This is a genomic window from Streptomyces sp. NPDC059668, from assembly GCF_042734135.1.
Taxonomy (GTDB): Bacteria; Actinomycetota; Actinomycetes; order Streptomycetales; family Streptomycetaceae; genus Streptomyces.
Genome location: NZ_JBHWEL010000014.1, coordinates 144,187 through 156,334, shown reverse-complemented (window position 1 = coordinate 156,334; position 12,148 = coordinate 144,187). Strand labels below are relative to the sequence as shown.

Sequence of the window (12,148 nt, the reverse complement as noted above, 5' to 3'; positions counted from 1 at the left end):
GGCCAGCGGAAGCCCGTACGACTTCGGATCGGCCTCGCCCGCGCGGATCCGCTGCCAGGCATCACCGGCGACCTGGAAGCGGTCGCGCGGGACGTCCATCGGATCGAAGCCCACCTGATGAGCCTCCAGGACGAGAGGGTCTGCCAGCTCGGGGTCGGAGAGCAGCCAGCCTCGCGTGGGGTCCCAGTACTCGGTGACCACATGGTCGAAGTGGAAGCCGTCCGCACCGAAGTAGTCGGCGAAGCCGGACCGGATCCGGGCGGGTATGCCCACGTACCGCAGGAACGAGCAGTGCAGCAGCGCGAAGTCACGGCAGACACCGACGAAGCGGTCGCCGACCTGGCGGCGTTGGGCCAGCGAAGCATCGTTGCGCGAGATGACGATCCGCAGGATGTCGTCGATGTAGCGCGTCTCGGCGTCGTTGTGGAGACGATCTTGCGGGATGGCGTACTGGAAGAGGTCGCCCTCCAAGCGGTGGACCATCAAGTCCCGCGCAACCCGCGCAAGTTCGTGTGGATCGGCGGGCAGGACAGCATAGAGCGGTGCGAGGTCCCTAGGGTCGGAGAACAGACTCTGGGCAGCGTAGAAAGCAGCGGCGTCCGAGGCGAGGCTGGGCATTGGCATGTGCGCCACCGTGTCAAATTTCCCCCGAAAATGTCCACAGGCGGACACCTGCCCACACGCGCGACCGTCCGCTTTCCCCCCGCACATTCCCAGGTGAGTGACCCCACACAACCCTCCGTTCAAGGTCGGAGGTTAAATGCCAAGGTGAGGCTTCCATAACGGAATCGGCAAGAACCTGCTCAACGTACAACCTCAGGTTGATCTCATGAATCCCTATGTCGATACGACTGTCCGCAGGACAGTCATGTGTTCAAAAGGGGACTCAGTGAGCAATGTCAGAAGATCCCGTCTGCCCGCCGCCACCGCGGCTGTGGTCGCACTGACGGGTGGTCTCGTGGCGGGCGCCACATCGCAGGCGTCGGCCGCGTCGTGCGCGACGAACTCCTACACCAGACAGTTCTTTGCGAACACCAGTTTTTCCGGAGCGGCAAAGCGTACGGACTGCGACGCCTCGATCGGTGAGAACTGGGGCAACAGCTCGCCCGGAGTATCTGGCGTCGGTATCGACAACTTCGGAGTCCGCTGGCAGGTCACACGCGACTTCGGCTCCGGCGGCCCCTTCGCATTCAACGCCTCAGGCCAGGACGGCATCCGCGTCTACCTCGACGGCGTCCGCAAGATCGACCTCTGGAAGAACGGCTCAACCACCGTCTCCAAGACGATCAACCTGACCATCCCCAAGGGCACACACACGCTCCGTATCGACTACGTCAACTGGAACGGCGCCGCCGCCGTCAAGTTCACCTACACCCCTCGCGCGGGAGCTGGCCTGGACCCGGTTACGCCGCTCGCTCCGTCCGGGCTCGCGATCGCTCGGGACGCCGCCTCGAAGCGGAACGTCCTGCGGTGGTCGGCGAACAAGGAGATGGACGTGGCTGGGTACCGCGTCTACCGGCGCGCCCCGGACCAGGCCTCGTTCGACAGTCCCATCGCCACGGTCACCGGCACGACCTTCACCGACACCACGGCCGGCACCGTCGACCACGTCTACGAGGTCCGCGCGTTCGACAAGTCGGGCAACGCTTCTCCGGGAACGACCGACGTTTCAGTCACCGGCAATCCCACCTTCCTGCGTCAGTACTTCGCCAACACCACCTTCACGGGCACCCCATCGCGTACCGACACGGATGCCTCAATCGGTGAGAACTGGGGGAACAACTCGCCCGGAGTATCTGGCGTCGGTATCGACAACTTCGGAGTCCGCTGGCAGGTCACACGCGACTTCGGCTCCGGCGGCCCCTTCGCATTCAACGCCTCAGGCCAGGACGGCATCCGCGTCTACCTCGACGGCGTCCGCAAGATCGACCTCTGGAAGAACGGCTCAACCACCGTCTCCAAAACCGCCACCCTCACGATGCCTCCAGGGACACACGTACTCCGTGTCGACTACGTCAACTGGAACGGTGCTGCCGCCGTCAACTTCAGCTACGGTCCCGCCGCATCGGGCCCGGACCGTGTCGCCCCACTCCCGCCGGCCAGGACCAAGGTGGTCTACGACGAGGGCGCCGGAACGGCGACCCTCACCTGGGCACCCAGCAGAGAAATGGATCTCCCCGCCTACCCGTACCAGGTGTACCGCCAGATCGGGGACAGCGGCTGGATCTCCATGGGCCCCAGCAACAAAACCGCCTGGACCGACCCTCTCAAGATCTCGCACGACGGCATACCGCGCCAATACGCCGTTCGGGCCACTGACCGCGTAGGAAACCAGTCTCAGCTCAGCCCCACGCTGACGATCACCCCGCAGGACACCATCACGCCGTCGGCACCCGACCTCGAGGTCGCCCACAAGTCCGGCACCAGCACTTCTCTCATCCTCAGTTGGTTCGGACCCGCGGCCACGGTGGAAGAGGTGCGCACCGGTGGAAGCCTCCGCATCTACCGTTCCACTGGCCAGACGCTCGGCGACACCCCCAAGCTCATCGCCACAGTGACCGCAGCCTCAGCGACGACCGACAGCTTCACGGATGAGCTGCCTGCATACGACGGCACCTCCTACACCTACGCCGCCCAGGTCACAGACGCCGCAGGCAACGTGTCTCCCATGTCGAAACCCGTCACGGTGACTCCCGACAGCGTTCCGCCCCCCGCCCTGACCGGCCTGACAGCGACGCCTCGCGCGGACGGAATCGTCCTGAGCTGGGACGCACCAGCGGAAAGCGACCTGCACTACGTAGCTGCCCGCGTCGTACGACGGGCTGACGGCAGCATTCACTACGACAACAGCGGATGCTTCGACGCCGCAGACTGGGCCGCTCCCCCAAGAGATGTCCCGAACGCACTGCTGTGCGCGGGACCTCCCGACGGCGAAACGGTGACCTTCTTCGTTGCGGCACTCGACCCCTGGGACAACCACATCCCCTGGGCCGCCGCCTCCACCGTCACCATCACCGAACCCGACAACAGGCCCGCCGAAGCCCGCAACGCGGACACGGGACCGCTCACCATCACCAGTTCCGAAAATGCGGGCAACCTCGGGACCGTGCAGTGGCGGTGCGACGATGAGGCTCTGTGCAGCAACATTGCCGAATACCACGTGGACGCATGGAACCCCTCCACGAACACGTATAACCGAATCAAGACGATCGCAGGTTCCAAGGGCCCTATCTACGCGTCGTACGTACCCCTCAACCGCGCCGACACGACCTACTTCCGCATCACCGGGGTTCGCCCAGACGGCACTACCGCCGCTATCACACACGGCGCCCAGAGCTACGGCTACTCACTGTGAAGCCAACTAGCCCTCCTCGGCGCTGAATCCTCACCCCACCTCGTCTGTCCGCCGCTCGTCAACCGCGCTGAGGCCACGCTCGTAAAAGCACAGCTTCGGCGCGGAACAGCACTCACTGGCAGCGATCGGCAGAAAAATCGGACTGCACCAGGCCACTGTCCGCAAACTGATTGCCGTCCACTCCGCGGACGGCGTCGTCGCCAAGCAGGGCCGCAGTCCGCCCGGCAGAGGCACGACCAGTGCGCCTGGCGAGTACAACCGGCGCGCCCTTCATCTTCGTTGCGTCAGCCGCTGGTAGGAGTCGTTGCCATTTCGAGAGTGACGGGTGTGGCCCCGCTGATCACTGACTGTTCTCTATCCGCCCGCGCGGTCGGACGGCTTCGAACGGGGGCCTGGTTCGAGTGAGTTGTCTGATGCGGGTGCATGGAGGAAGGGCCTCTTGGTAGCTCGCGGATGTCGAGTCCAGCGAGAATCAAGAGGCCCTGTTGTCGAAGTGTCGCGTGGTCGTGGTCGCCGAGTCCAGTTCGTCCACCCGTGGGTGTGACTGCCTCGCCCACAGGTTCGGGAACGCGGCCGACCGGCCGGTCCGGCGGTCGCGGTACGACTCGGACATGAGTGATGCCGAGTGGGTTCTGGTGCGGGATCTGCTGCCGGTTCCGGGATGGCTGGCGGGCCGGGGCGGCCGGCCGGAAGGCTATTGCCACCGGGAGATGATCGACGCGGTGCGCTACCTCGTCGACAACGGCATCAAGTGGCGGGCGATGCCAGCCGACTTCCCGCCCTGGCCGCGCGGCTATGCCTTCTTCGCCCGCTGGCGGGATGCCGGCCTCGTGACCGAGCTGCACGAACGGCTCCGTGAGGCGGTCCGCACCGGCGAGGGCCGCGGCCCGGAACCCAGTGCCGCGGTCGTGGACTCGCAGTCGGTGAAGGCGGACGCCACCGTCGCCCACGCCTCACGCGGGTTCGACGCGGGCAAGAGGATGAACGGACGCAAGCGGCATCTGCTCACCGATACCCTCGGACTCCTCCTGGAGGTGCAGGTCACCCCGGCATCCACGACCGACCGGGACGCCGCCCGGATCCTGCTGCCCGCGGCGACGAGGAACTTCCGGCGGCTGGGTCGGGTCTGGGCCGACGGCGGTTACACCGGACACCTGGCCGACTGGACCGCCCTGCACCTGGGAATCGTTCTCGACGTCGTCCGCCGCTCGGACGATGTCCGCGGCTTCCAGGTCCTGCCGCGGCGCTGGGTCGTGGAACGGTCCTTCGCCTGGCTTCTGCGCAGCCGGCGCCTGGTCCGCGACTACGAACGACGCACCGACACCAGCGAAGCCGTCATCCGCTGGTCGATGATCGCCCTCATGAACCGCCGCCTGGCCGCCCGGCATCATCATCGGGCTGTTCCCGCTCAGGCAGTGTGAACCTGCCCGGCTTCCCTCGAACGATGTCCCGAACGGGGTCGCTCGTCTGGGAGTTCGCCGGACGTGGGTACGGCCTTGGTCTGATCATGTGCTCCGACCAAGGACGCACCTGAACTCGACGAAGGCCGCGGAGAATGAGTCTGCTGCACCACGATGTCCAGCGGGAGCCGTTCGCGGAAGCGTCACACTTCCGGGAGGACTTCTTCGCGTGTCTGACCGCGCGGCGTGACGAACTGTTCGAGCTCGCGGACGCGCTGCTGTGCGCGGACGGGCCGGTGACCGCCGCGGTGGACCTGACGCTGCTGGCCGAGCACCGCCGCGGGCACGGCGCCCTGTACGACGCTCTCAACCACGGCCGCATCGACATCGACGGGCTGAGGCGCACGCTGGCCGCGCTGCCCCAGCCGGAAGCGGCCGATGGCCGGCTTGTCCTGGCTGTGGACGTGACCAACTGGCTGCGGCCGGATGCCGAGTGCAGCGCGGACCGGCTGTTCTGCCACACCTTCGGCCGCGGCCGGGACCAGCACCTGATGATCCCGGGCTGGCCGTACTCGTTCGTCGCCGCTCTTGAAGCAGGCCGCACCTCCTGGTGCCAGCTGCTGGACGCCGTCCGACTCGGCCCCGAGGACGACGTGGCCGAGATCACCGCCCGCCAAGTCCGCCGGGTAGTCGAGGACCTGGTCGCCGGCGGCCGCTGGCGCGAGGGCGATCGGGACGTCCTCATCGTCTTCGACGCCGGCTACGACGCCCCGCGCATGGCCTACCTTCTCGACGGGCTGCCCGTCGAGTCCTGGGACGGATGCGATCGGACCGTGTCATGCGACGGCCGACACCCACACAGATGGAGTACGCCCTGGCGTATCCCCAAGGCGGCCGGCCACCCAAGCACGGCAAGGAGTTCCGCTTCGCCAAGCCCGCCACCTGGGGCGACCCAGACGCGGCGACTGTCCAGGTCACCGACCGCTACAGTTCCGCCCGGGCGATGGCGTGGGATCGCATCCACCCAAGGCTCACCACCCGCTCCGCGTGGATCGACCACGACAGCGAACTCCCCATCATCGAGGGGACGCTGATCCGCCTGGAGGTCGACCGCCTGCCCGGCGGCGGAGACCCGCTGCCGCTGTGGCTCTGGTCCTCCGCCACCGGCATGGCCGGCCCCGACGCCGATCTGCGATGGCAGGCGTTCCTCCGACGCTTCGACCTGGAGCACACATTCCGGATGATCAAACAGACCCTCGGCTGGACCCGACCGAAGCTCCGCACCCCACAAGCCGCAGACCGGTGGACCTGGCTGATCGTCGTCGCGCACACCCAGCTCCGTCTCGCCCGGCCGCTCGCCGAGGACGTCCGCCGGCCCTGGGAGCGACCGATGGAACCGAACAGGCTCACCCCGGCCCGGGTCCGCCGGGGGTTTAGGAACCTCCGCCCGGCCTTGCCCTGCCCGTGCGCCGAAGCCGTCGCGGCCTGGCCCCGGCAGGCCACTCGGGTCGAAGAACCAGCGGCCAGCCACCCGCTACGACGTGGGCAAAACTGTCCGGCGCCCGGAGACCATCAGCGAACGCGACCAGATCAGACCGTGAGGGGCACGATCAGACAACCCTCACGACACCCGACAAGGGGATGTCGATCCTGGTCGCGTCACCGAAGATGTCTACCCTCAGCTCGACACGGCCCCGAACATGGTCAACAGCCACGACGGGGCTCGTGAAGTCTGTGAACGGTCCACCGGTAATCCGCACGTCGGTCCCGACATGGATATCCATCTCCTGCGTCACGCCAGCCCCTTCGCGCCGTTACGTCAATCAGCCACCGCCGACAGAAGCCAACCTACCTTCGGCGGAGGGGGCCGAACCGCCCGAGGCCGACTGCGATGCGGCCGTTGGTTAAAGCACAAGCTGAGGAGCCGTTCCACATCCGCCTGGGCTTCTACCGCGAGAACTTCGACGCACTGGCGCTCGGCCTCGTCGACGCGGTGGCCGAGGTCTGACGTCCGGCGGGTGCCGCCGAGGGGCCCGGGCCACGTGCCCGGGACCCTCTTCGGTCCAGCCCTCGCGCGGCGGCACGCGCCGAGGGCGCCCCCTGGAACCAGGAGGCGCCCTCGATGCGTGCGGGGACCGCGGGTCAGGCGGTGCGGCCGCTCTCGCCCAGGTGGTGCACGCGGACCATGTTGGTGGTGCCGGGGACGCCGGGGGGCGAGCCGGCGGTCATGACGACGACGTCGCCGTCGTTGAACCGCTTGAGCTTCTGCAGCTCCTGGTCGACCAGGTCGACCATCTCGTCGGTGCTGTTGACGAACGGCACCACGTGGGACTCGACGCCCCAGCTCAGCGTCAGCTGGTTGCGGGTGCCCTCGTCCGTGGTGAAGGCCAGGATCGGCTGGGACGCGCGGTAGCGGGACAGCCGGCGCGCGGTGTCACCGGACTTGGTGAAGGCGACCAGGCCCTTGCCGCCGAGGAAGTCGGCGATCTCGCAGGCGGCGCGGGCGACCGAACCGCCCTGCGTGCGCGGCTTCTTGCCGGGGACCAGGGGCTGCAGTCCCTTGGAGAGCAGCTCCTCCTCCGCCGCCACGACGATCTTCGACATCGTCTTGACCGTCTCGATCGGGTACGCGCCCACGGACGACTCGGCGGACAGCATGACCGCGTCGGCGCCGTCGAGGATCGCGTTGGCCACGTCCGACGCCTCGGCGCGGGTCGGACGCGAGTTGGTGATCATCGACTCCATCATCTGGGTCGCGACGATCACCGGCTTGGCGTTGCGGCGGCAGAGTTCCACGAGGCGCTTCTGCACCATCGGGACCTTCTCCAGCGGGTACTCGACGGCCAGGTCGCCACGGGCCACCATGACGGCGTCGAACGCCGCGACGACGGCGTCCATGTTGGCGACCGCCTGCGGCTTCTCCACCTTGGCGATGACGGGGACGCGGCGGCCCTCCTCGTCCATCACCTTGTGGACGTCGTTCACGTCGTCGGCGTCGCGCACGAAGGAGAGGGCGACCATGTCGCAGCCCATCCGCAGGGCGAAGCGCAGGTCCTCGACGTCCTTCTCGGACAGCGCCGGCACGTTCACGGCGGTGCCGGGCAGGTTGATGCCCTTGTGGTCGGAGATCACGCCGCCCTCGATGACGACCGTCTTGACCTCGGGGCCCGTGACCTCGACGACCTTCAGCTCGACGTTGCCGTCGTTGATGAGGATCTGGTCGCCCTTGGAGACGTCGCCCGGCAGGCCCTTGTAGGTCGTGCCGCAGATCTGCTTGTCGCCCGGCACGTCCTCGGTGGTGATGGTGAACTCGTCACCGCGCACCAGCTCGACCGGTCCCTCGGCGAAGGTCTCCAGGCGGATCTTCGGGCCCTGCAGGTCGGCGAGGACACCGATCGCCCTGCCGGTCTCGGCCGAGGCGGCCCGGACGCGGTCGTAGCGCCCCTGGTGCTCGGCGTGCGAGCCGTGGCTGAAGTTGAAGCGGGCCACGTTCATGCCGGCTTCGATCAGCGCGACGAGCTGCTCGTGGGAGTCGACCGCGGGGCCGAGAGTACAGACGATTTTCGAACGGCGCATGGGGCGATCCTATCGGTTTGTTTCGCTGCGGAATATTCCGTCTGGCGGAAGATACAAAGGGGCGCGATGCCGCTCAGGTGAGGTCGTGGGGCGCGCCCACGAGTGCGTAGGTCTGCGTGGCGATCTCCAGTTCCTCGTCGGTCGGCACCACGGCGACCGCGACCCGTGCGTCCTCGGGGGAGACGATTCTGGCCTTGTCCCCTCGAGCCGCGTTCAGGCCGGCGTCGACCGCCAGGCCGAGCCCCTCCAGACCGGCGACCGCGGCCTCGCGCACCGCGGCGGAGTTCTCGCCGACCCCCGCGGTGAAGGCGATCGCGTCCACCCGGCCCAGTACCGCGTAATAGGCGCCGATGTATTTCTTCAGGCGGTGGATGTAGATGTCGAAGGCGAGCCGCGCCTGCTCGTCGCCCTCGTCGACACGGCTTCGGATCTCCCGCATGTCGTTGTCGCCGCACAGACCGATCAGGCCGCTCTTCTTGTTGAGCAAAGTGTCGATCTCGTCCGTGGACATCCCGCCAACGCGCGTCAAATGGAAGATGACCGCGGGATCCACGTCGCCGGACCGCGTCCCCATGACGAGCCCCTCCAGTGGCGTGAGCCCCATGGAGGTGTCCACGCAACGGCCCCCGCGCACGGCGGACGCGGAGGCTCCGTTGCCGAGGTGCAGCACGATGACGTTCACGTCCGCGGGCGCCTTGCCGAGGAGCCTCGCGGTCTCCCGCGACACGTAGGCGTGCGAGGTGCCGTGGAAGCCGTAGCGCCGGATGCGGTACTCGTCGGCGGTGCTCACGTCGATCGCGTAGCGCGCGGCCGACTCCGGCATCGTGGTGTGGAAGGCGGTGTCGAAGACGGCGACCTGGGGAAGGTCGGGGCGCAGCGACCGGGCCGTACGGATACCCGTCAGGTTCGCCGGGTTGTGCAGCGGGGCGAGCGGGATCAGCCGCTCGATCTCCGCGAGCACGGCGTCGTCGACGATCTTCGGCTCGGTGAAGGAGCTCCCGCCGTGCACGACCCGGTGGCCGATCGCGGCCAGTTCGGGGGAGTCCAGACCGAGGCCGTCCCGGCCGAGCTCCTCGGCGACGGCCTTGAGGGCGGCGGCGTGGTCGGCGACGGGGCCGGTCGTCTCCCGGGTCTCGCCCGTGGTGAGCGCCGTGTGCTTCAGCCGGGAGGTCCGCTCGCCGATGCGCTCCACGAGGCCCGTGGCGAGGCGGCCGCTGTCACGCATGTCGAGAAGCTGGTACTTCAGCGACGAGGAGCCGGAGTTGAGGACGAGGACGCGGGTGGCGGTCACTGCGGGGATGCCTTCTGGGTCGGTTCCGGTTTCGGGTTCGCGGTCGTCGCCGGGGGCGGACGCCGGGTGGGGGCCGGTGCTCGCGGGCCGGGCCGGGCCGCCCGGTGCGGCGGTCATCCGGCGGCCGGGGTCTGGGCCTGGATCGCCGTGATGGCGACCGTGTTGACGATGTCCTGCACGAGCGCGCCGCGGGAGAGGTCGTTGACGGGCTTGCGCAGACCCTGCAGGACCGGACCGACCGCGATCGCGCCGGCCGAGCGCTGCACGGCCTTGTAGGTGTTGTTGCCGGTGTTGAGGTCCGGGAAGATCAGCACGGACGCCTGCCCGGCGACGTCGGAGTCCGGCAGCTTGGTCGCCGCGACGGAGGGCTCGACGGCGGCGTCGTACTGGATCGGCCCCTCGATCTTCAGGTCGTCGCGCCGCAGCCGTACGAGATCCGTGGCCTCGCGCACCTTGTCGACGTCGGCTCCCGAGCCGGACGTGCCCGTCGAGTACGACAGCATCGCGATCCGCGGCTCGACGCCGAACTGCTCGGCGGTGGCGGCCGACTGGATGGCGATGTCGCACAGCTGCTCGGCGTTCGGGTCGGGGTTCACGGCGCAGTCGCCGTAGACGAGGACCTTGTCGGCGAGGCACATGAAGAAGACCGACGACACGATCTTCGTGTCCGCCCTGGTCTTGATGATCTCGAAGGCGGGCCGGATGGTGGCCGCGGTGGAGTGCACGGAGCCGGACACCATGCCGTCGGCCAGCCCCTCCTCCACCATCAGCGTCCCGAAGTAGTTCACGTCGGCGACGACGTCGTACGCCAGCTCGACCGTGACGCCCCGGTGGGCGCGCAGGGCGGCGTACCTCTCGGCGAAGCGTCCGCGCAGTTCCGAGGTCACCGGGTCGACGAGGCGGCAGCCGGTCAGGTCGATGCCGAGGTCGGCGGCCTTCTTGCGGATCTGGTCCACCGGCCCGAGCAGCGTCAGGTCGCACACGCGCCGGCGCAGCAGCACCTCCGCAGCGTGCAGGACGCGCGTCTCGGTCCCCTCGGGGAGCACCACCCGCCGCCTGTCGGAGCGTGCCTGTTCGAGGAGCTTGTGCTCGAACATCATGGGGGTCACGCGGTCGCTGCTCGGCGCGGAGACGCGCCTGAGCAGATCGGCGGTGTCCACGTACCGTTCGAAGAGACCGAGCGCGGTCTCCGCCTTGCGGGGCGTGGCGGCGTTGAGCTTCCCCTCCAGGGAGAAGAGTTCGGCGGCGGTGGGGAAGGACGTACCGGCGACCGAGATCACCGGGGTGCCGGGGGCGAGCCGGGCGGCGAGCGTGAGGACCTCGTCGCTGGGCCGCTCGTTCAGGGTGAGCAGGACTCCGGCTATCGGCGGGGTGCCCGCGCTGTGCGCGGCGAGCGCGCCGACGACCAGGTCGGCGCGGTCACCGGGGGTGACCACCAGGCAGCCCGGGGTCAGGGCCTTGAGGAAGTTCGGCAGCATGGCGCCGCCGAAGACGAAGTCGAGCGCGTCACGGGCGAGCCCCGCGTCGTCGCCGAGGAGCACCTTGCCGTCGAGGGCGTGGGTGATCTGGGCGACGGTGGGCGCGGAGAGCGCGGGCTCGTCCGGGAGGACGTAACACGGCACGGGCAGGCGGGAGTCGAGCCGCTCGCCGAGCCCGGCGCGGTCGGCCGGGGCCACCCGGTTCACGACCATGGCGAGCACGTCGCAGCCGAGTCCGTCGTAGGCGCGGTACGCGTTGCGGGTCTCGGCGCGCACGGACTCGGCGGTCTGCCCGCGGCCGCCGACCACGGGGATCACGGAGGCGCCGAACTCGTTCGCCAGCCGCGCGTTCAGCGAGAGCTCGTCCGGGAACTGGGTGTCGGCGTAGTCGGTGCCCAGGACCAGGACGACGTCGTAGTCGCGCGCGACCAGGTGGAAGCGGTCGACGAGGGTGGAGACCAGTTCGTCCGTGCCCTGCTCGGCCTGGAGCGCGGACGCCTCGTGGTAGTCCATGCCGTAGACGGTCGCCGGGTCCTGGGCGAGCCGATAGCGGGCGCGCAGCAGTTCGAAGAGCCGGTCGGGGCCGTCGTGGACGAGCGGACGGAAGACGCCCACCCGGTCGACCTGGCGGGTCAGGAGCTCCATGACGCCCAGCTCGACCACCTGGCGGCCGTCGCCGCGATCGATCCCGGTCACGTAGACACTGCGGGTCACGCGTGCTCTCCATCCTTGGCGTGGGGTGTTAGGTGACGTGAGGTGTTCTTGTCGGGGTCTGGTGCGCGGTCACGCGGCTCGTATGCCGTTTTCGGGCTCGGCAAATGGCCCACCGTGGTGAGCGGAACCCTCTTGACAATACCCCCGCGGGTGGATAAGGCGAACTTCCTGGAGGCGTCCGACGGAGGTCTGACAGAGGTCTGACAGACGTCTGGCGGAGGTCCGACAGGGGCCTGACCGAGCCTGACCGGGGCCTGACCCGGGCCTGACCGGCAACGGGTCGAGAATGGCACCCGGGGCGCAGCGACGGAGGGCCTCGGGCGGAATCGGCGAC

The 12,148-nt window shown here is 68.6% G+C and carries 8 protein-coding genes; 3 read left to right on the top strand and 5 right to left on the bottom strand.

Annotated elements, in window-relative coordinates; all coding sequences use genetic code 11:
• Positions 1 to 624, bottom strand: a 624-nt coding sequence (locus ACFV2J_RS13935; RefSeq protein WP_385438698.1) for a transglutaminase-like domain-containing protein, incomplete at its 3' end; no start/stop codon positions are given.
• Between the two features lie 265 nt (positions 625 to 889).
• Between ACFV2J_RS13935 and ACFV2J_RS13930 the strand changes: the two genes are divergently transcribed.
• The 3 genes from ACFV2J_RS13930 to ACFV2J_RS13920 all read left to right on the top strand — a co-directional run bounded on the left by ACFV2J_RS13930 (position 890) and on the right by ACFV2J_RS13920 (position 5,849).
• A complete protein-coding gene (locus ACFV2J_RS13930) occupies positions 890 to 3,355 on the top strand; it encodes a PA14 domain-containing protein (RefSeq protein ID WP_385438695.1) in 2,466 nt (821 codons plus the stop codon).
• A 611-nt stretch (positions 3,356 to 3,966) separates the two neighbouring features.
• Entirely contained in the window at positions 3,967 to 4,776 is an 810-nt protein-coding gene (locus ACFV2J_RS13925) for an IS5 family transposase (RefSeq protein ID WP_385091488.1), read from the top strand.
• A 134-nt stretch (positions 4,777 to 4,910) separates the two neighbouring features.
• Positions 4,911 to 5,849 carry a transposase gene (locus ACFV2J_RS13920; protein ID WP_385091482.1) on the top strand — a complete coding sequence of 313 codons (939 nt, stop codon included), beginning with the start codon at positions 4,911 to 4,913 and terminating at the stop codon, positions 5,847 to 5,849.
• A 516-nt stretch (positions 5,850 to 6,365) separates the two neighbouring features.
• On the opposite strand, the gene ACFV2J_RS13915 is transcribed toward ACFV2J_RS13920, so the two are convergent.
• From ACFV2J_RS13915 to pta, 4 genes are all read right to left on the bottom strand, one after another.
• On the bottom strand, positions 6,366 to 6,551 hold the full coding sequence (locus ACFV2J_RS13915; RefSeq protein ID WP_385091479.1) for a hypothetical protein: 186 nt from the start codon (positions 6,549 to 6,551) through the stop codon (positions 6,366 to 6,368).
• 346 nt (positions 6,552 to 6,897) lie between these two features.
• A complete protein-coding gene (pyk, locus tag ACFV2J_RS13910) occupies positions 6,898 to 8,331 on the bottom strand; it encodes a pyruvate kinase (protein WP_385438690.1) in 1,434 nt (477 codons plus the stop codon).
• A 73-nt stretch (positions 8,332 to 8,404) separates the two neighbouring features.
• Positions 8,405 to 9,622, bottom strand: a complete 1,218-nt coding sequence (locus tag ACFV2J_RS13905) for an acetate kinase (protein ID WP_385091474.1) — start codon at positions 9,620 to 9,622, stop codon at positions 8,405 to 8,407.
• A gap of 113 nt (positions 9,623 to 9,735) precedes the next feature.
• Positions 9,736 to 11,814 carry a phosphate acetyltransferase gene (pta, locus tag ACFV2J_RS13900; protein ID WP_385438686.1) on the bottom strand — a complete coding sequence of 693 codons (2,079 nt, stop codon included), beginning with the start codon at positions 11,812 to 11,814 and terminating at the stop codon, positions 9,736 to 9,738.
• Positions 11,815 to 12,148 lie beyond the last annotated feature (334 nt).

Coding starts and splice junctions, on each gene's coding strand:
- ACFV2J_RS13925 (WP_385091488.1), top strand. CDS start 3,967: ATGAGTGATGCCGAGTGGGTTCTGGTGCGGGATCTGCTGCCGGTTCCG.
- ACFV2J_RS13920 (WP_385091482.1), top strand. CDS start 4,911: ATGAGTCTGCTGCACCACGATGTCCAGCGGGAGCCGTTCGCGGAAGCG.
- pyk (WP_385438690.1), bottom strand. CDS start 8,331: ATGCGCCGTTCGAAAATCGTCTGTACTCTCGGCCCCGCGGTCGACTCC.